The 18,746-nt window shown below is 67.9% G+C and carries 15 protein-coding genes and 5 pseudogenes; 11 read left to right on the top strand and 9 right to left on the bottom strand.

All coding sequences use genetic code 11. The features are described from left to right. Positions 1-180: 180 nt before the first annotated feature. Positions 181-1,013 (bottom strand): annotated as a pseudogene (locus AB0A61_RS39880) (transposase). Positions 1,014-1,164: 151 nt separating this feature from the next. Between AB0A61_RS39880 and AB0A61_RS39875 the strand changes: the two are divergent. The 3 genes from AB0A61_RS39875 (at position 1,165) to AB0A61_RS39865 (ending at position 3,424) form a co-directional block, all read left to right on the top strand. Next, positions 1,165-1,365, top strand: coding sequence for a DUF1918 domain-containing protein (locus AB0A61_RS39875; protein WP_361304199.1), 201 nt, complete (start codon positions 1,165-1,167; stop codon positions 1,363-1,365). Positions 1,366-1,595: 230 nt separating this feature from the next. Next, positions 1,596-2,267 (top strand): transposase, encoded by a 672-nt coding sequence (locus AB0A61_RS39870; RefSeq protein ID WP_361304196.1) that lies wholly within the window; start codon positions 1,596-1,598, stop codon positions 2,265-2,267. A 212-nt stretch (positions 2,268-2,479) separates the two neighbouring features. Beyond that, positions 2,480-3,424, top strand: coding sequence for a 5,10-methylenetetrahydrofolate reductase (locus tag AB0A61_RS39865; RefSeq protein ID WP_361304193.1), 945 nt, complete (start codon positions 2,480-2,482; stop codon positions 3,422-3,424). A 48-nt stretch (positions 3,425-3,472) separates the two neighbouring features. On the opposite strand, the pseudogene AB0A61_RS39860 reads toward AB0A61_RS39865, so the two are convergent. Beyond that, a pseudogene (locus tag AB0A61_RS39860) lies at positions 3,473-3,853 on the bottom strand (transposase); the annotation flags it as partial. Positions 3,854-4,573: 720 nt separating this feature from the next. On the opposite strand from AB0A61_RS39860, the gene AB0A61_RS39855 reads away from it, so the two are divergent. Beyond that, positions 4,574-4,828: a hypothetical protein gene (locus AB0A61_RS39855; RefSeq protein WP_361304190.1), complete on the top strand. Its 255-nt coding sequence runs from the start codon at positions 4,574-4,576 to the stop codon at positions 4,826-4,828. Between the two features lie 339 nt (positions 4,829-5,167). After that, entirely contained in the window at positions 5,168-8,428 is a 3,261-nt protein-coding gene (locus AB0A61_RS39850; protein ID WP_361304187.1) for a GDSL-type esterase/lipase family protein, read from the top strand. A gap of 280 nt (positions 8,429-8,708) precedes the next feature. On the opposite strand, the gene AB0A61_RS39845 is transcribed toward AB0A61_RS39850, so the two are convergent. From AB0A61_RS39845 to AB0A61_RS39825, 5 genes and pseudogenes are all read right to left on the bottom strand, one after another. Then, positions 8,709-9,539 carry an inositol monophosphatase family protein gene (locus AB0A61_RS39845; protein WP_361304184.1) on the bottom strand — a complete coding sequence of 277 codons (831 nt, stop codon included), beginning with the start codon at positions 9,537-9,539 and terminating at the stop codon, positions 8,709-8,711. A gap of 107 nt (positions 9,540-9,646) precedes the next feature. Next, positions 9,647-9,799: a hypothetical protein gene (locus tag AB0A61_RS39840; protein ID WP_361304181.1), complete on the bottom strand. Its 153-nt coding sequence runs from the start codon at positions 9,797-9,799 to the stop codon at positions 9,647-9,649. Positions 9,800-10,053: 254 nt separating this feature from the next. Further along, the gene (locus AB0A61_RS39835; protein ID WP_361304202.1) at positions 10,054-10,632 is read right to left on the bottom strand and encodes an alpha/beta hydrolase; all 579 of its coding nucleotides are present in this window, start codon (positions 10,630-10,632) and stop codon (positions 10,054-10,056) included. Positions 10,633-10,799: 167 nt separating this feature from the next. Then, a complete protein-coding gene (locus AB0A61_RS39830) occupies positions 10,800-12,422 on the bottom strand; it encodes an alpha/beta fold hydrolase (protein WP_361304178.1) in 1,623 nt (540 codons plus the stop codon). Between the two features lie 244 nt (positions 12,423-12,666). Beyond that, positions 12,667-13,559: pseudogene (locus AB0A61_RS39825) on the bottom strand (class I SAM-dependent methyltransferase); the annotation flags it as partial. A gap of 28 nt (positions 13,560-13,587) precedes the next feature. Here AB0A61_RS39825 and AB0A61_RS39820 point away from each other — a divergent pair. From AB0A61_RS39820 to AB0A61_RS39805, 4 genes are all read left to right on the top strand, one after another. Beyond that, complete coding sequence (locus AB0A61_RS39820; protein ID WP_361304175.1) at positions 13,588-14,013, top strand: hypothetical protein; 426 nt, start codon at positions 13,588-13,590, stop codon at positions 14,011-14,013. After that, positions 13,958-14,452, top strand: coding sequence for a hypothetical protein (locus AB0A61_RS39815; protein WP_361304172.1), 495 nt, complete (start codon positions 13,958-13,960; stop codon positions 14,450-14,452). The genes AB0A61_RS39820 and AB0A61_RS39815 overlap by 56 nt, the downstream gene beginning before the upstream one ends. A gap of 16 nt (positions 14,453-14,468) precedes the next feature. Continuing rightward, positions 14,469-15,059, top strand: a complete 591-nt coding sequence (locus AB0A61_RS39810; protein WP_361304169.1) for a hypothetical protein — start codon at positions 14,469-14,471, stop codon at positions 15,057-15,059. A 292-nt stretch (positions 15,060-15,351) separates the two neighbouring features. Beyond that, positions 15,352-15,918, top strand: a complete 567-nt coding sequence (locus tag AB0A61_RS39805) for a hypothetical protein (protein WP_361304166.1) — start codon at positions 15,352-15,354, stop codon at positions 15,916-15,918. Here the strand turns inward: AB0A61_RS39805 and AB0A61_RS39800 are convergent. After that, positions 15,884-17,230, bottom strand: coding sequence for an IS30 family transposase (locus AB0A61_RS39800; protein ID WP_361304163.1), 1,347 nt, complete (start codon positions 17,228-17,230; stop codon positions 15,884-15,886). The genes AB0A61_RS39805 and AB0A61_RS39800 overlap by 35 nt on opposite strands. Positions 17,231-17,278: 48 nt before the next feature. Here AB0A61_RS39800 and AB0A61_RS39795 point away from each other — a divergent pair. Further along, positions 17,279-17,587 (top strand): annotated as a pseudogene (locus tag AB0A61_RS39795) (transposase); the annotation flags it as partial. A gap of 17 nt (positions 17,588-17,604) precedes the next feature. On the opposite strand, the gene AB0A61_RS39790 reads toward AB0A61_RS39795, so the two are convergent. Next, positions 17,605-18,162, bottom strand: a complete 558-nt coding sequence (locus AB0A61_RS39790; protein ID WP_361304160.1) for a transposase — start codon at positions 18,160-18,162, stop codon at positions 17,605-17,607. 162 nt (positions 18,163-18,324) lie between these two features. Here AB0A61_RS39790 and AB0A61_RS39785 point away from each other — a divergent pair. Next, positions 18,325-18,660 (top strand): annotated as a pseudogene (locus AB0A61_RS39785) (transposase); the annotation flags it as partial. Positions 18,661-18,746: the final 86 nt, after the last annotated feature.

Below are 18,746 nucleotides of genomic sequence, written 5' to 3'. Positions count from 1 at the left end.
GTACGTCCAGTACGAGGACTTCCGGCCGGCACGCCGAGAGCACGCACCGGACGTCACTCCTTGACGGGCGAACGTTGCCTGCCGGGGCACTAGTAGGACTCCGTTAGGTCTGTCTTGATCTTGGCGTGGCCCTGCTGGGCAGAGGCCGGTGGCAGGTGGTGCAGATGCCGGTCCAGCAGTTCAGCAGGTCCTGAAGGATGTCGAGGATCTGGTAAAGGGTGAGTCCGCTGTGTCGGCTTTTGGGGTCAGTCGCTGTTCGGTGAGGAAGGCGTGGGCGGCGGTGACGAGGGTGGCGTGGTGGTGCCAGCCATTCCAGGAGCGGCCTTCGAAGTGGTCCAGGCCGAGGCCGTGCTTGAGTTCGCGGTAGTCATGTTCGATGCGCCAGCGGATCTTGGCCAGGCGGACCAGTTCGGCCAGCGGGGTGTCGGCGGGCAGGCCGAACAGCCAGTAGCGGGTCGGTTGGTCCTCGCCGTCGGGCCATTCGGCCAGCAGTCGTGCCTGGGTCAGGACGCCGTCCCACCGGCCGTGCTCGGCCACCGCGGCTTGCTGGGCCAGCCGACGCGGGCGCACCCCGGCCGGCCGGACTTGCACCGTGAGGAAGCGGGAGGTCATCGGGCCCCGCGAGCCTTCCCGCCAGGTCACCTCGCTGAAGGCTTCCCGTCCGGCGGCCGCGGCCAGTTCCGCCACCGGCACAGGTGGCTGCCGGTAGCGGGGCACCGGCCGCCGGCCGTTGCCGGACCAGGCGGGGGCATCGGGGAGGGCGTCACGGGGCTGGACGGTCGGATCGCCGCGGATCCCGACTACGTAACAGGTCTCCCGCTGTCGTTGCCGTCCGGTAGCCGCGAGGCCATGGCCTGGATGGACTTGCGGCGGCCGTCCATCATCAGTCCCCGCAGATAGCAGTCGCTCTTGGCCCGCTGGTCCTTGCGCGGTATCGAGGCGAACGCGTCCGCCACGAATAACGCCACGGTCGCCCGAACACGATTGACACGATTGACTTCATGTGCGTCCACACAGTCCTCATGCCCCTGAACGCGTCGACGCCGGGGCGGGCGTACCGCTCCAGACGTTCACCCGTGTGGCGTACGCACCCACGCCTGCGTTGCTCAGATATGCCACTGTCGATTTCGGGGTGGACCAGTTCAGCAGAGAGAGGACGCAACGGTGCATGCTTCCAAAGGCGACCGGCTCGTCGTACACGGGAGAATCGTCGGCCAACAAGATCACACCGTCGAGATCGTTGAGGTGCTCGGTCCCAAGGGAAACCCGCCGTACCGCGTGCGGGACGACAAGGGGCACGAGACCATCATGAGCCCCGGGCCCGACTCGGTGATCGACCACCGTGGGGCGTCCGACAAGACCTGAAGTAACACAAGTCGCAGACCATCAGGGCCCGCTAACCGGCGAGCTCTTTCGCATGCCCCCACACGGTCACGGAGGGCTTAACAGCCATGCCCGAAAGCCAGACCCCCGCAGTTTTGCGGCTGGTGACGATCCTGCTGGCTTATTCCGTGCCCGGCGGGTCTGGCGGTTCGTTGGTCGGGGTAGCAGCGGCCGTTTGGCGTTCCGGTCGCGGGTGGGGGTGTGGAATGTCGATGCGGCCGAGGCCGTGGCCGAAGGTGCCCGAGCTGACCGCGCAGGTGGCGCGGGCGGTGGCGGCACGGGGCCCGTACCCGTTGGCGATGCGGGTCCGCGACGAGCTGGGCGAGTTGTTCGCGGACGCCGAGTTCGCCGAGGCGTTCGGAGCCAGAGGGCGGCCGGGCTGGTCACCGGGCCAGCTGGCGCTGGTGACGGTGTTGCAGTTCGCCGAGAACCTCACCGACCGGGCGGCAGCGCATCGGGTGCGGTACGGCATGGACCTGAAATACGCGCTCGGCCTGGAGCTGGATGATCCCGGGTTCGACGCCTCGGTGCTGTCCGAGTTCCGCACGCGACTGGTCGAGCACGGGATGGAGGAGAAGGTGCTCGACCTGCTGCTGACCGCCCTCAAGGACCGGGGCCTGGTGAAGGCCGGAGGCAAGCAGCGCACCGACTCCACCCGCGTTCTGGCGGCGGTACGCGATCTGAACAGGCTGGAGCTGGCCGGGGAAACACTGCGGGCCACGCTGGAGGCGCTGGCCTGCGCGGCCCCGGGGACCCACCTGGAGCATGTCTTCTCCGCTGTTGCACTCAACCTCATTCGCCTCGATGCCTGGTGGAACGGCCACCCGCTCGACCGCAGCCGCGTCAGCCACCTTGCCCGCCTCGACCTCTCCTTCGCCGCGTGACCGAATACGGCCTCGGGGAACAGGCGACCAGTGGATGGCGGTAGCCCGGGTTCCGGTCTGGCCGTCTCGTGAATGCCTCTCCGTTGTGAGCAATTGTCAAATTCTGTGGATCTGGTCCGCGCGGCCGGACGTCAGTTGGTTCAGAACCGAGGCCCGTCTCACAGGGTGGTGTTCGCCTGCCGCATGGCGGATGAGCTGCTAACTTCCGCGTCATGGCGAACCAGAGCGACGGCACAGATCTACGAAGCCGGGTGGCCGATGCCGACAGCGGTGTCCTGTTGTTCGGCATCACGCCGCCCCGCCTGAGCAACACTCCCGAGCGGATCCGGGAGATCACCGCAGCCACCCTGGCACGGTTGGAGTCCCTCGATGTCGACGGTCTGGCGCTGTACGACATCGACGATGAGAGCGACCGTAATCCGGCGCAGCGGCCGTTTCCGTACCTGCCGACCATCGACCCTGCCGTGTACCACGCGGACTATCTCGGCAAGTGGAACCGCCCGGTGGTCGTCTACCGGTGCGTCGGCAAGTACTCCCAGACGGAGCTGCGGACCTGGCTGCGGACGGCCGACGCCGACCGGCTGCTCGGCGTCTTCGTCGGCGCGTCCTCGAAGGGGAAGGCGGTGCGGACCGGCCTGTCCGAGGCGCAGGACCTGCGCCGCGATGTCCGCCCAGACCTGCTGCTCGGTGCCGTGGCCATCACCGAACGCCCCGAGGAGCATCTGCGGCTCGTCGCCAAGCAGGTGGCCGGATGCGCGTACTTCATCTCGCAGGTCATCTACAGCGCCGACGCGGCGAAAAGCATGGTCTCCGACTACTACTACGCCTGCCGCGAGCGGGACCTCGAACCGAGGCCCGTCCTGTTCACGCTCTCGGTGTGCGGCTCGGTGAAGACGCTGGCGTTCCTCCAATGGCTCGGCGTCGACGTCCCGCGCTGGCTGGAGAACTCCCTGCGCCATGCGGACGACACCCTGGCCGAGTCATACCAGCACTGCTTGGCGAACGCCCGGGACCTGATCGCCTTCTGCCGCAAGCTCGGCATGCCGTTCGGCTTCCTCGTGGAGAGCGTGTCCATCCGCAAGGTCGAGATCGACGCCTCGGTCGCCCTGGCCCACGAGCTCAGCAGGCTGCTCGGACGAAGTACACCCTCGGTGTGAAGCCGGGCACGAACGTGCGGCTGTCGAATCCCGCGATCGGGACGCGGCTCAGGCCGCGCTGGCGTCCTCCCGTTCGACGAGGACGCCACGCTTGAAGCGGGCTCCGGCTCGCACGAGGGCGACCAGGTGCGGCGCATTGACCGCGCGCCAGCGTTCCTGGGCGGACTCGATCAGCTTGAACGTCATCGCCAGAGCGGCCGACCGCGACCCGGCGCCACGGGTGACCTTGGTGCGCAGCCGCACGGTGGAGAAGGTCGACTCGATCGGGTTCGTGGTACGCAGGTGGATCCAGTGCTCGGCCGGGTAGTCGTAGAACGCCCGCAGCACGTCCTCGTCGACGACCTTCGCCACGGACTTGGGGAACTTCGCGCCATACTGCTTCGCGAACGCCTTGACGGCGGCCCTGGCCTGGTCTTTGTCCTCGGCATTCTAGTGCCCCGGCAGGCAACGTTCGCCCCGTCGCGACGCCCGGCACTCCCCCAAGCTCTTCGAGCAGGGGGGATCCCCACTCGCCGCACCGGCCGAAAGCCCAAGTACGTCCAGTACGAGGACTTCCGGCCGGCACGCCGAGAGCACGCACCGGACGTCACTCCTTGACGGGCGAACGTTGCCTGCCGGGGCACTAGATGTCTGCGATCGCGTTCTTCGCCGCCAGCTGCGCCTGCAGTGCCGTACGCGAGCGCGACCCAACTGCCCGCAGGTGTGGAGTAACCCGCAATGCGTCATTTGCGAGACGGCGAACCGGAACCCGTGCTACCGCCACCCACTGGTCGACTGATCCCCGAGGTCGGAATAAGCCAGCAGGATCGCTGCCAGGCACAAACTGGGACTACCTGCCAGCAGCGTCGCTCATGGGCAACACCAGTCCCAAGAGCAACCGCCGGGCACTGGACGCGGCCGTGACGCTCTGGGGAGCCGAGACCCTGGTCACGGTCCTGCCAGAGTTTGCCAAGGCCCTGGACAGCCATGCCGTCCCGATCGACTATGCCCGCCGTCGCAGACTCTTCAGCCCCGACAGCGTCGCCTTCGATCACAACGCCTACCAGGAGCTCTGCCAGCGCCACGGCTGGCGATCCCATGCCCCCATCCGCATCCAGCGCCTGCACTGGCAGCTGGCACGACTGCTACTCGGCGCCGACCCCTGCGTGGTTGCTGACCGGGGTTGGTTGCTCGATCGTCGTGGTGTCGGGTGGCCGGATTCCGGGGGTGGCGGCGATGGTGTCGTGGCTGGAGGAACTCGAGCGGCGAGAGGCTGCTGCGCGGGAGAAGGTCGATGAACTGCGGGCTCGGATCGAAGAGTTGACCGGACACCTGGCCGAACAGGAGTCGGTGCTGTCCCGGCTGGAGATCACCCGGGAGACGATGACGGAGATCTTGTCGCCATCAGCGCATGAGGTGACCTGATTGGTGGTCACGCTGGGAGCTTGCGCTGCCGGACACAGGTCGAAGCGCCCCGGCCTGGTGCCGTCGAGCGGCTGGCCGGGCTTTGCCCTGTTCAGTTGGGGGAGCGGTCGGGGTGGCGGTTCAGCTGGGCCATGAGCTCGCGGTTGGTGGCCCGGGCGGCGTTGAGCTCGTCGCCTTGGTCCTGGGGCTCGAGCTCAGGTCGACGACGTGCTGTTCGAGGGTGGTGATCCGGGCCTTCCGGCCGGTGGCTTCCGGGCGCGTGGACTGTGCGCCGCGGGACGCCGTATGCCGCTCGATCGTGCAGATCACGTAGATGCAGAGTCCATTAACCTTGCTGTGGTGAACGTATTAAAGGAACACCTCACCGGTGCACTGGCCCGGCTGCGTCTGGTGACCAGACCCAGGGCGGCACTGGTAACGCTGTCGATTCTGGGTACGGCACTCGTCGTGGCACCAGGAGCTTCCCCCGCCGCCGCGGCGCCGTTACGGCAGACGTCAATCATCACCAACAACATCCAGGGCGAGGACGACGCGACGGCCAGCAAGTGGTCCTCGCAGGTCCAGGGCTACGCCAGGTCCGCCGAGATCGTCCTGATCCAGGAAGCCGGGCCCCAGGGCCCGAGCCACGCCACCCAACAGCCGGACGTCACCACCGCGGACGGTGACACCGTCCGGCACTCGACCTGGCAACCGTTCAGCAGCCGGCTGCAGCCCAGCCCGTACCACGTCTTCTTCATCCAGACCGACGACAACGGCGGCCGGGGCCAAGGCGGCCGGGTGAACCTGGCGACCATCACCCATGACCAGCCCGACGAGGTACGCGTCGTCACCAACCCCATCCAGCGGGGCCGGGCCGCGCTGGGCGTCCGGTTCGGAGACGACTGGTACTTCAACGTGCACGGCCTGTCGGGCGGCGGCGGTGACTCCAACACCCTGCTGACGGCGATCCGCGACTCCGTCCGCTCCTGGGGCGCGCAGTACCGCTGGACGGCCGGCGGCGATTTCAACGTCGAACCGCGGACGCTGCAACGCCGCGGCACCTTCCCGATCGGCGCCCGCGTCTACAACTCCGGACTTCCCACCCACCAGAGCGGCAACGAACTGGACTACTTCGTCAGTTCCGACGGGAACGCCGGCGACGCCACCGCGAGCCGTATGAACGGAGGCAGCAGCGACCACTACCCCGTGTGGTGGAACGGCATGCGCGCGGCGGCGGAACCGCCGGAGCTGAAGGTGATGCCGCTGGGCGACTCGACTATCGGCACCGCCGAGAAGATCGGCTACGGCGCCACCCTGGCCGGCTCGCTCTATGCCCTGATCTCGCTCGTCTCCAAAAAACGGGACGTACCAGTGGACTTCGTCGGCTCCGGCTCCACGGGGCAGAAGGGGGACCCCGCCTACGAGGGCGCTCCCGGCGAGCAGATCAGCGCCATCGCCAAGCGGTCCACGACCGCCCTGCCGAAGTACCGGCCCAACATCGTGACGCTGCAGGCCGGCACTTACGACATGCGGGACGGCAAGCAGGACGGCGCCGCGCAGCGGCTGAAGGACCTGGTCGACCAGATCGAGAAGGACAACCCGGGCACGGTCGTGGCACTCGCCACCCTGGATCCCGCCACCGACCCCGCAGTCCAGGCCCGGATCACCGCCTACAACGCCGAGATCCGCAAGATGGTCGACGCCTGGCAGAGCGCGGGACGGCACGTCGTCCTGGCCGACACCGGCGCCATGACCACCGAGGACCTGTCCGGTGACGGCCTGACGCCGAACGACTCCGGCAACAGGAAGATCGCCGAGGCGTTCGAGGACGCCATCCGCTGGGCCCTCGTCATGGACTGGGTCGCGGAACCACGAGCCGGCGACGGGAAGGTGCCACTGAAGGTGATGGTGGTGGGCGATTCGATGAGCCAGGGCTACGAAGGTGACTGGACCTGGCGCTACCGCCTTTGGGAATGGTTCAAGAAGGAGCACATCGACGTCGATTTCGTCGGTCCGTACCAGGGAACCCGGCCGCAGGAGGCCCCCAAGGCGCCGCCCGTGCCGCCACTGCCGGGGAAAGGCCCGTCGGCTGAGAGCGCTCCCGCCACCTCGGGCGGGTACGCCGCCGGGGTCGCGCCGGACTTCGACCCCGACCACTTCGCGGTCTGGGGCCGGCAGGCGGCGCAGGACAAAAAGCTGATCGCCGAGCAGGTGGCGAAATACCAGCCCGACCTGCTGCTGGTGGGGCTCGGGTTCAACGACATGGGCTGGTTCGTCAGTGGTCCGGAAGGTACTCTGGACAGTATGCGGACGCTGGTCGACCAGGCCCGTGCCGCCAAACCGGACCTCAATTTCGCCCTGGCCAACGTTCCGCAGCGGACGTTCATCGGCGGCCGGGACGACCTGCCCGTCAACACGACGAAGTACAACAGCATGCTCGCACAGGCGATCCCGTCGTGGAATACCGACAAGTCCCGAGTGGCCCTGGTCGACTGGGCCGGCAACTACAGCTGCGACAGGAGCAGCTGTCCTGCCGGCTATGACGGGCTGCACCCCAACGCCCTGGGCGAATACCAGATCGCCCAGGCATTCGTGCGCACCTTGCACGACAGCTACGGTCTCGGCAGTCAACTGATCGACATTCCCGCGCATGTCCCCGACCGGCCGGCGCCCGCGCCGGACACGGTCTGGGCCGACTCCGGAGCGAGCGGCATCACCCTGAACTGGGAACCGGTCTACGGCGCCCGCGGTTACACCGTCCGGCACCGGATCAAGGGCTCCGGCACCTGGAACGAGACACCGGTCAGAGCGCCCCGCTTCGACACCACCTGGACCCTCGACGGCTGGGAGTGGGAATACCAGGTCCGCACCGACAACGCCGATGACGGGAAGTCCGGGTGGTCCAAGACGGTCGGTGCCACCGCGCACCCGAAGACCGCCGCGGCGCCCCAGAACATCGTCTCCCGCGCCACCGACACCGGCGTGGACGTCTCCTGGGACGCGCCGACCGGCCCGTACACCGACTCGATCGACCGGTACGAGGTCATCACCTGGGACAAAGACACCCCCGGAGCGTTCATCAACAGCATTGCGGTCAGTGGGAGGTCGGCGCACGTCGACGGGCTGAAGCCGGGCCACCACTACCTCGTCGCGGTCGCCACCTGGAACGCCGCCGGTGGCGGAATGCCGGGCGTCGCCCGGTCCGTCACCGTCGGGGCCGGCACACCTCCGGCACCCACCGGTCTGAAGGTCACCTCCACCGACGCCACTACCGTCCAACTGTCATGGAACGGGTCCGTGTGGGCCGCCGGTTACCGCGTCTGGATCCGTAACGTCAACGACAGCAGCGGGTCCAAGCACGACGGCAGCGGGTTCAAGGCCGACGAGTACATCACCAACGAGACCAGCCGGGGCATCGCCTACCTCGTCCCCGGCGTCTGGAACTACGAATTCTGCGTCACCGCCATCAACGGCGAAGCGGAATCCGGCAAGTCCAACTGCGTGATCGCACCAAAGCCGTCGGCCACAGCCCGGACGCTAGCCTCGCTGGACGCGAAGAAGGGCGCACCGCTCTCCGCCCTGATCCGGGCCCCGCGCGCACCGGCCGGGTTGGCCGGGTAACAGGGGCCGCACTCCAGTGAGGAGGCGGTGGGTGAACGCCTCACCGCCTCCTCACTCAGGGTGGCACACGTCCGAGACACCCTGGGACTTCGCGTCCCGGCAGCTCGAATCGCCGTGAGATGGAGCTCAGGTCTTGTCGAACCATGGCCGGGGTTCGGCATTGGTGACGACGTTGCGATGGGCATCGAGCTCGATCCCATGCGCTATTCGGTGGATTGGATGGCTGCGACTGCCCATGGCCTCGTGTCTGCCGACGCATCCTCAGTTCACGCGGCACTCGTCAGCGCCACGTGTCGAGGATCTGTCCGTGGAGGCTGATGTTGGAGAACAGCGCGGCTTTCGTATTCGTCTCTCGTGTGCCGGAGAGGTCGCTGAACGCGCCTCCGGCTTCCTTGATGATGGGGACCAGGGCGGCGATGTCCCAGGGGCCTGCTCCGAGCAGGAGAAACGCGTCCAAGTGGCCCGTGGCGACGAGAAGAGCGCCGTGACAGGTGCCGGACCCGGTAGATGGTTTCGGGGGCGGGGGGCAGGTCGGTTGTGGGGCACCCCAGTCGAGTGCCGGTCGCGTCTGCGCGGCGCGTGCTGCGAGCTCCGCAGCCATGGCACGGTCGGCCTCGCTCAGCCGGGAGGGGGGCGGCCAGATCCCGATTCTCGCTTCGTGCAGTTTGGTGGCTCCGGTGATCGTGAGTCTCTGGGGCGGGGCGGCCGGATGGGCAGGGTATGTGCTGGTCCATGCCCCGGAGCCGCATGCCGCCCACCAACGGCGGTGCAATGCGGGCGCGGAGACCATGCCCATGGAGACGCTGCCGTGTTCTTCCAAGGCGATCAGAGTGCTCCACTCGGGCTCGCCAGCAAGGAAACTCGCCGTTCCATCGATGGCATCGATGATCCACCGGTGGGTGCTGCTGCCGTGGGCGCCGAATTCCTCGCCGAGGAATGCATCAGCCGGATGCTCCCGGCTGATCATGGAGCGCAAGGCCTGCTCGATCTCGTGGTCGGCCGCGGTGGCCGGGCTCCCGTCGATCTTCGTTTGAACCGCGATCCCAGCCGTTGAGAGGTGGCGCTGGGCGATTATCTCTGCTTGATCGGAGAGGCGGTGCGCGAGCGTCAAGTCTGCCGTTGTCGTCACAGGGAACAGTCTCTCCAGCGCTGTCAACTGTGCCCATCGACGAGCTCTGCCGCCGTGATCCCTGGGAAGGGTCGGCGTTTCACCTTCTGTTATTCGGTGGCCTGGACGGCTTCGAGGTATTCCGCCCAGCTGTTTTGGGCGTACTGAGCCCAGGCGTAGGTGGTGTGGGGATTGATGCCGAAGAGGTCGTTGACCACGATTGGAAGGAGGTCGGTGATCGCAAGCTGCTGCTGTTCGGGCATGCCTTCGAAGGTCTGGGTCTGGTCAGGATTGCCTTGCGCACCGACAACCTCAACGTGCGTTCCCAGCAAGCCCTGACACGGCTGGGGCTCGTGTACGAGGGGACGTTGCGCAGCCACATGACGCGCCAGGACGGCACTCGTCGGGACTCGCTGTACTACAGCGTGCTTGCGGACGAGTGGCCTGCCGTGCGCGACAAGCTGCTCACCAGGATCGTGGCCAAGTCCACCTCGTGCAGCGGTCTGTACCTGGGATATCAGCGACCGGTTGTGACTCCTTCATCGGGCTGGCGCGGGGGGTTGGCGGCGAGCAGTTCCTGCAGAAGTTCAACGATGAGATCGGGCTGTCCTACGAACGGGGAGTGCCCCGTCTGCCACTCGCGCACGTCGGTGCAGCGCGAAGCCATCCGCCGCTGCACGACCGGGTCGATGGCCCGGTCCTGCGCGCAGACGACGTAGGTGGAGGGATCGTGCTTCCAGCTGTGGTGCTCTGGGATGCCTCGTCCGCAGCCGGGGGCTTGGGCACGTAGGAGGTCGACCGCCCAGGCGGTGAGAGGTTCGGGACAGTCGCCGTAGAGGGCGTCGGCGGCCCGGTCGGGGTTCAGGCTGGTCGAGCCGTCGGGCGCAGGGGTGATCGCGTCCTTCAGCTGCGGGGACGCGCCACCCAGACCGGCCGCGCTCTCGCTGGCATCCGGCACGAAGGCTGCCAGATGGACCAGGTGTCGCGCCCCGCGCAGCCCAGTGATCACTGATCCGCCGTAGGAGTGACCGAGCACGGTCACAGGCTCCGGTAGCGAGTTGATGGCTGCCTGGACCGCGGCTGTGTCGGCGGGCAGTTAGCCCCGGTGGAGCTCGGGAACGACGACCTCGGTTCCTGCGGTCCGTAAGCGTTCTGTCACCAGGGAGAAGTGTTCGGGACGGTGATACAGGCCATGAACGAGCACCACGGCGGCCAATGCGCACGTCTCCTCGGGTCGGTGTCAGACGAGTGATCCAGGGCCGGTCAGCCGTACCGTCGCAGCAGTCCGTCCACGTACGCCTCCAGCCGTTCTCCCAGCACTTCGGACGTCAGATCGTCTCGCCCCAGGTCACGCCACGGTCCGGCCAGCTTCGCCGCGTCGGGGCAGTAGTGCAGGGCGTCGAGCAGCCGCCAGTACAGGTGGTCGGGGTCGTCGGCGAGGTCGCGGCCGCCGTGTGCCTCGTACCGCTCGCGGAAGTCCAGCCCGTGCTCCGGCCCGTGCAGCAGCGCGAGCGCGGTCGAGCAGTGCGCCACATCCAGGTCGGCAGGTCCCCACGAGGTCTCGACCCAGTCCACGACACCGGTGATCCGCAGCTCCTGCCCGGCTCTGGTGAAGAGCACGTTCCCGGGGTGGAAGTCGCGGTGCAGGAAGCAACCTTCGTACGGCGGCGGGTCGCGGCGGATCACGTCCACAGCCCGCTCCCACAGAGAACCGTCCGGGGTCCGGACGCGCTCCGGGGACGTCCACGCCTGGTACGTGCGCGGTCTTTCGTCCGGCACGACGCCGTGGACACGGACGAGCTGGGCCGCGAGCAGGTCCACGCGCCGGTCGAGGTCGTCCTCGTCCACGCGGACGCGGCCCGGCAGCGCAGACATCAACAGGGTCGGGTGGTCACAGTGTTCGGCCGTGGCGTCCACAGCGACGAACCCAGGAGCCGGGATGCCCTCCCGCCCGGCGAGCAGCGCCAGGACAGATGCCTCGCGGGCCAGCAGCCCAGGCGCGGCGTGGCGGAAGAACGGCTTCACGAAGGTCCGCTGCACCAGGGCCGTGCCGTCGTCGAGCGTGAGCCGGCGCATCTGGGAGCTCCAGCCACCGGATAGTAGGCGCATGGCGGTGACCGACCGGGCGGTGCCGAGCTGCTTGGCCACCCACGCACGCGTGGCCGTCCAGCCGAGGTCGTCGAGGCCGGTCAGCACCGCCTCCACGAACTCCCGCCGGTCGTCGCCGTGATCGCGGAACCACATTCCCAGCTGGTGCTGCGCGTCCGGAAGGTCGAACCGCGTGTACTGGGCCCGCGCGGTCAGCGCATCCTGTACGGCCTCGGTCACCGTGGGCGGGATCACCGCGTCCGTGCCCGGCACGGCGAGCACCGCCCGGCCCTCGTACGCCCGCAGCACCTCAAGCGCGGGCGCCCGCCGCCAGCCGTCCGGCTGCCGGATGATCCCGCTGAACCGGCCGTTCCCGTCCCCGAAGGGCACGTCCCACGCCTCGGCGGTGTACACGGCGGGCGCGCACAGCCCCAGGGCCGTCACTCGATCCCCGTAATGCCGGACGAGATCGGCCACCGTCTGCCCGCTCATGCTGAACCCCACCAGGACCAGCGGCCCGTCCGCCCCCGCGTACGCATCGATCACCGCGACAGCCTGCTCGAACCGTCGCCGCAGGCTTAACTCGCTCAGCTTGCCGGTGCTTTCGCCGTGCCCGGAGAAGTCGAAGGCGACCCCTCGGCAGCCGTGGGCCACGAACTCCCGCACCAGAGGAAGCAGTCGCTCCGTGCTGCTGGTGCCTGCGCCATGGAGCACCACGGCGGTGGCCCCGGAAGGATCACCGCCGTACACACCGCTGAGTCGTTCACCGTCGTGGTCGTGCGCGAAGTCGAAAAGCATGCCCCCTATTCACTCACGCCGTAGCCTCCGTCTTTCGGGAATGTCACCGCCCGCATCCGCGTGGGCTCGTGAGGCGCACCTCGCCGAGCCGACGCAGCGGCCTCAACCTTCCTTCAGTAGGTTTTTTCGATCCTCAGGCTGGCCGGGGAATCGGGTCATCCCGTGGGCGTGGCGAGGTCGCCCACGGGATGTGCTCACCTGGGGAACTGGGAGGTGAGATGCCGTTGCGTGATTGGACTGCCGGTCATGCTGTCAAACGCCAGAGGGACGTGGTCTCGGCGCTTCGTGCGGTGTGGAGTGGGTCGGTGGCGTCCCTGGCCCGTGGGTGCTGGGGCTTGGTGTCGATCTTGTCCACAACGCGGAGGCGTGCTGCCCGGATGGCGTCAAGCAGTTGCTGACGTGTCCGGAGGCCAAGGTGCTCTGCCAGGTCGGACAGGATGAGCCAGCCTTCGCCGCCTGGCCGAAGGTGGGCGGAGAGTCCAGTGAGGAAGCTGTGCAGCATGGTGCTGTCTGGGTCGTAGACGCCTTGCTCGATGGAGCTGGTCGGACGGGCGGGGAGCCAGGGCGGGTTGCACACGATGAGGTCGGCGCGGCCTTCGGGGAACAGGCCGGGGCCCGAGACCTCGATACGGTCGGTCAGTGCGAGCCGGTGGGCGTTTTCCTTGGCGCAGGTCAGGGCGCGTGGGTTGATGTCGGTGGCCACGACGCGGTTGATTCCGCGGCGGGCCAGGACCGCGGCGAGGACGCCGGTTCCCGTGCCGAGATCGAACGCTGTACTGGTGGCGGGACTGTGCTGGGTCTTTGGTGGCAGAGGCGTGTGGGCGACCAGGTCGACGTACTCGCCTCTGATCGGCGCGAACACGCCGTAGTGGGGTGGATCCGGCTGCCGAGCGCCGGCACGTCGACCCCTTTCAGGCGCCACTGGTGAGCGCCGATCACTCCCAGCAGTTCCCGGAGCGAGATCGCCGTGGGTCCTTGTGGGGGGCCGTAGGATTCCAGACATGCCTGGCGAACGTCGGGAGCTCGGCGCAACGCCAGCCTGAAGTCGTCGTCCAGCAGCACCAGGAGCTTTCCGAGGACAAGGGCGCGGTGACTGCTGCTGCGTCGGTGCAGGTGGAAGGCATCGCTCAGGGAAGTGCTGGGCCTGGGCGATTACACGGAGCTGATGCACCAGGCCCAGCGTGCCCGGCTCCTCGCCGCCAAGCGCATCGGCCAGCTCTACGCCGAGATCGACCCCAGCGAGCCGATGCAGAAGGGCGACAAGATCGTGGTCGCCGACTACCTGCGCGGCCTGTGGACCGCTGGGGCGGAGGGCGACCGGGCGCTCGGCCTGGACATGGCCGACGACATCAAGCACGCCCAGGAGGAGCACGACAAGGCGCTGTCCGCGCTGAAGGACGAGGAGGCCAAGTTCCGGACGGCGGACGCGAACCTCCCCAAGGCGTTCAAGCTGCGCGGGGAGTTGGCAGGCCGCCGCCGACCAACTCGACAGCCTGGAAGGGCGGCTGGCCGGGCTGGAGAACGGCAGCTCCCATATGCCGTACGACCGGTACCTCAACTACAAGCTGGCGGACGTCCTGCGCGGCAGTGAACTCGCCGAGGGCGCTCCCCGGTTCCTCAAGGAGATCCCGGTCATCGACGTCGCGGCCACGGTGGCCGTCGGCGGTCTGGAGGCCAAGCAGGACCACGACGAGGGCTGGTCCTGGGGCCACTCGGCGCTCGTCGACGTGGGCGGCGGCCTGGTGGCCCTGGGCGCCGGTGTCGGTCTCGCGGCCTCGATCCCGGTGGACGGTGTGGTCGCCACGGCCGCGGTCGGCGGCGCGGTCGTCGTCGGCGTGGGAACCTTCGCCGACAAGCTGTTCCACGAGCACTGGAGCGAGGACTGGGACGACCACGGTGCGGTCGTGGGCACGCTGTACGGCATCGGCCACTCCGGGGCCCAGGCGTGGCACGCGGGCGAGGGTATGGTGACCGGCACCGGCCACTGGATCGGCGACAAGTCCAAGGCGCTGTGGCACAAGATCTTCTGATGTTGGTGGGGACGACATGAAAAGTACCGCGGACGGCGTCCCCGGGGAGCAGGTGGAGCCGGCGGCGATTCCGCGCCTGGGCACCACCTGGTTCGACCGGGGCGCCGGGTACTGGCTGCGCCGGATCGCACATGGCTGCTCCCAGCTCGCCCTGCTGCTGTTCGCCGGGCTCGTCGTGACAGCCTTCTACGCGGGGTTCTGGGAAGCGGTGGGGGTGCCCCGCTCCGGACGTACCGCGGTGTACGCGGTGACGGCGGTCGCCTGCCTGCTCAGCCTCGTCGCGGGTTTCGTGCGCACTCGGCGCGCACCGGTGGAGATCCCCACCCCCGAACAGGCATGGCGGGAGCACCGTTCCCGGCAGCGCAGGAACGCCGCCTCGGCCGCCGGCGGCCGCTGGACGCTGCTGCTCCTCGCGCCCGTCCTGCCCGCCACCGTCGCCTGGGCGATCGGCACCTGGGCCGCCCCGACGCTCGCGCGCCGCACCGCCGCCGAGATCGGCGCCCGCGAGGACTACGAGCGCCGGGTGCGCGAGCGGGAGGAGCGGGCCGAGGCCGCCCGACCGCTCCCGCCCCGCAACCGGGCCGAGCGCCGCCACGGACGCCGCTGAGCGCGAGCCGGGCCGGTTCCCAACCCGTCTGGCGTCGCCGTCCAGTTGACCGGCCCGCGCAAGGTCTTGCCCGTTCTGGCGGGTCTCGTCGGGGCCACCGGGATGGTGGGCATGGTCGGACTGGTCGGCAGCAAGCCGAAGGCAGCAGCACTCACTTTTGTGGCCGGAACATGTTTGGCTTCCGGTTTCTGCCTAGGAAGGAGCCTGAGAGATGCATGACGGCATTGGTCCCGAATTCGTAGCAACGAGATTATCGGCGCCCCGCCGCTCCTGGACCGAGTGGACGCGAGCCATGCTGCGCGACCTGAGGGACTGGCTGGCTCGCAGACCTGTGACATCGCAGGAGGGACGGCTGCACATCTCCCATTCATCGGATGTCCGGATGGTCGTTTGGGCCTTCGCGGGAACCGACCTGGTCACCGGGTTCGTTATCGACGGGATGCTTCCGCCGGTCGGCCGGGTGATCCATCTGCTGTGGATGGTGCTATCCCTCGTACTCTCCCTGGGCTTCTGCGCGATGACCGCCCGCTCACCTCACTTGCTGGACGGCAGGGCCCTACGCCTGCGCACTGGTCCCTTCGGCGAGTTGACGATTCCGGTCGAGGCAATCAGATCGGTTCGCGTCGCTCACGGTTCCCGCCACGGGCACGGACTGCGCCGGGTTCCGGACGAGGACGACGCAGTGGCCTGCACCGTCGGCAGTGCGACCGGCTTGGTCCTCGACTTCGAAGAGCCGCTGCTGGTGCAGCTACGAAAGGGCGAACCGGTGTTGGCGCGGCGCATTTACGCCACGGCCGACCAGCCGGGAGAAGCGGCCCGCCTGATCAGTCGCTCGCTTGCCGGGGGTGCCAAACCATGACGGGAAGGACCACCGAAACACTCGACGAGCACGCCGAAGTGCAGAACCTGCTGACCCGAGCCGGGCTCGGATCTCTGGCTGGCCAAGCAGGCGTCAGGAAGGTGCCCGGCCCTAACCACAACTGGATCGGCACCACCGACACCGGGGAGCGCGTTTTCGTCAAGAATCTCGAGGGGCCGGCTGAAGCATCTGCCGCCCGTATCAGGCAGTGCGTCACCTTTGACCGGGTTCTGAGAGACGGCTCGCTCGCCGGCCCGCTCTCTCCTCGCCTGCTAGCCGCCGATACCGAAGCAAGCGTGTTGGTCTTCGCCCGCATTGATGACGCGCGCACCGCGGCAGAGGCAGCACGTGAGAACCGCCTCACGTCCGACCTGGCGCATTCTCTGGGAAACACGGTGGGTCTCCTGCACAGCCTCCCGGTCGAAGAGATCGAGCCCGATGATGCGATCGGCCCCCTTCTTCCTTCCGAGGAACTACTCGAAGCCCTCCCCATCGGCCTGTTCGAGGCATCGTCTGCGGCGGCGGGCAGGTGGATCAGGCGGACGTAACGGGCAGCGCGGTCGACCAGGGTTCCGATCGCGGACGCCTGCCCCTTGCCGAGGATCAGGTCGCCCTCCCAGTGCCCGGCACTCCGACGCTCCTCGGCTTCCGTTGGCCGGGTGTGGACCGGCCGCATGCGCGGGATGGCGTTGGTCAGGGGTATCCCTCGGCGCTGCTTCTTGCGGCGCGTCCTGCGGGTCCGCAGCCGGGCGATGCGCTTGTCCAGGACGCCGTTGTAAAGGGCGCGGTAGATGGTCTCCGGGGAGGCGTTCATCGCCGGCTGCCCAGGCTGGGTCAGCGTGAGGTGACGGGCGATCTGCTGCGGGGACCAGCGTTGTTTGAGTTTGTCGTTGACGAGATCGCGCAGCGCGGCACTCGCTCGCAGCTTCTCCGGCTTGGGCCGTTGTCGGCGCAGTATGGCCTGATTGTGGGACCACCACGGGTTATAGGCGCCATCCGGTCCACGGCCGCGGGAGATCTCGCGGTAGACGGTGGAACGGTGCTTGCCGATGTCCGCGGCGATGACCGTGGCCGGGCGTCCGGCGAGCAGGCCGTCGGCGATCGTGATGCGGTCGTCCTGGGTGAGGTAACGCTCATCGATAGGCTTGTCGGGGAGCAGCATGCGTCCAGCCTTGATGAACCACACCGAGCCTGCGCTGGTGGATACGCCCACACGGCGGGCAGCGGCTGCCCCTTTTAGGCCACCTCTACGCAGTTTGAAGTACGCCTTTGGAACCGACAACGGCAACCGGTTCGGTGGATACTCCGGCATCACACAGACTCCTTCCAGGAGTCGCGACCACCGATAGAAACCGCCCCGGTATACCCGGTCGTCTTCATCGACTGTGTGAACGTGAAGATCAGGGAGGGGCAGGTCGCCAACCGGCCCGTCTACATGGCCGTAGCGGTCACCGCCGAGGGCCACCGCGACATCCTCGGCCTGTGGGTCGGCGACGGGGGCGAGGGCGTAAAATATTGGCTCCAGGTGCTGACCGAGATCAAGAACCGCGGCGCCGCGGACGTGCTGATGCTGGTCTGTGACGGGCTGACGGGGTTGCCGGACGCGGTCAATGCGGTCTGGCCTGCGACGATCGTGCAGACGTGCGTTGTTCACCTGCTGCGCAACTCGCAATGCCGTTGCTTGAGCTACTGAAGTATCGCGGGCGTGAGGGTGATGACCTTCTCCGGAACCCGTCGTGCGCCGCGCCTGACCTGTTCTTTCTTGCGCACGATGTACTGCGAGACCGGATGGCGGGTGTAGCGGTCTGCCTCGCGCAGTCGCCGGAGACCGTTGTCGAGCTTGCGCACGACTTTCATGGCCATCCGCTTCATGAACTGCCGCAGACGGCGGGTCGATTGGCCTGCCTGGAGGACGACGCTGCGTCGTGTGTGCTTGAGGGCCTTGACGAACGAGATCCGGTCGGGGTCCAGACCCTCGCCATCGGCCAGCCGCATGATGATCCGGTTCAGGCAGTGATGGAGGGTCAGGTGGGCCCAGATCTCCTGCCGTACCAGTTCCGGTGACACAGACCGCAGCACCTCGGCCCTTCCCCGCTGAAAGGTCTTCAGCTGCCGGTAGGCGGATTCGACCTCCCAACGCTCGTGATACAGGGCTGCCAGCTCCTCGGCGGGCCACGCCTCGGGATCGAGCAGGTCGGTCAGCAGCCTGGTTGTCTCGCCGTCGTCGACCTGGTAGTCGATCACCCTCACTGTCACCCCGCCCGGATGGGAGCGTCGCTGCCCGGCGAGATTCATCCGGGTCAGATAGGTCCCGTCAGGCAAGACCTCGATGGGCTTGGCGGCGACGAAGGTGCGGGCTCTGATCAGCAGGTCGGCAACGTGGTCGCTGACATGCTCGGACGGCAGTTCCCGCAGGTCAAGACGATGCTGCTGGATGCGGGAACAGACATCACCGCCTTCGCCGACTTCCCGTCGGCGCACTGGAAGAAGATCTGGTCGACCAATCCGCTGGAGCGGCTGAACCGGGAGATCAAACGGCGGGCCGACGTCGTCCAGGTCTTTCCCAACCCCGCCGCCCTGGACCGGCTCGCCGCCGCGGTGCTGGCAGAACTCCACGACGAGTGGCAGGTCTTCGACCGCCGCTACCTGTCGGAAGCCTCCATGGCCGAGCTCTTCACCACCAAACCGATCGAACCCGAACCGCAGATCACCCCACAACCGGAACCAAAACAGCTGCCGTGACTACACCACCCCGCGGCAACGCCAGTGCGTTAAGGATGTGTGCGCCCTGTCAAGAGGGCGGGACCTCTGGTAGTTCGCATGGTGTC

This window comes from Streptomyces sp. NPDC046197 (assembly GCF_040646295.1).
GTDB lineage: Bacteria > Actinomycetota > Actinomycetes > Streptomycetales > Streptomycetaceae > Streptomyces.
Note: the sequence above shows the minus strand (reverse complement) of the source record. Positions and strands in the feature narration are given on the sequence as shown.

Excerpts from the sequence above, each read along its gene's own strand:
- AB0A61_RS39840 (WP_361304181.1), bottom strand. The coding sequence starts at position 9,799 with ATGCCCGAACAGCAGCAGCTTGCGATCACCGACCTCCTTCCAATCGTG.
- AB0A61_RS39815 (WP_361304172.1), top strand. The coding sequence starts at position 13,958 with ATGCCGTACGACCGGTACCTCAACTACAAGCTGGCGGACGTCCTGCGC.
- AB0A61_RS39870 (WP_361304196.1), top strand. The coding sequence starts at position 1,596 with ATGCGGCCGAGGCCGTGGCCGAAGGTGCCCGAGCTGACCGCGCAGGTG.
- AB0A61_RS39865 (WP_361304193.1), top strand. The coding sequence starts at position 2,480 with ATGGCGAACCAGAGCGACGGCACAGATCTACGAAGCCGGGTGGCCGAT.
- AB0A61_RS39810 (WP_361304169.1), top strand. The coding sequence starts at position 14,469 with ATGAAAAGTACCGCGGACGGCGTCCCCGGGGAGCAGGTGGAGCCGGCG.
- AB0A61_RS39830 (WP_361304178.1), bottom strand. The coding sequence starts at position 12,422 with ATGCTTTTCGACTTCGCGCACGACCACGACGGTGAACGACTCAGCGGT.
- AB0A61_RS39805 (WP_361304166.1), top strand. The coding sequence starts at position 15,352 with ATGCTGCGCGACCTGAGGGACTGGCTGGCTCGCAGACCTGTGACATCG.
- AB0A61_RS39820 (WP_361304175.1), top strand. The coding sequence starts at position 13,588 with ATGCACCAGGCCCAGCGTGCCCGGCTCCTCGCCGCCAAGCGCATCGGC.
- AB0A61_RS39800 (WP_361304163.1), bottom strand. The coding sequence starts at position 17,230 with ATGCCGGAGTATCCACCGAACCGGTTGCCGTTGTCGGTTCCAAAGGCG.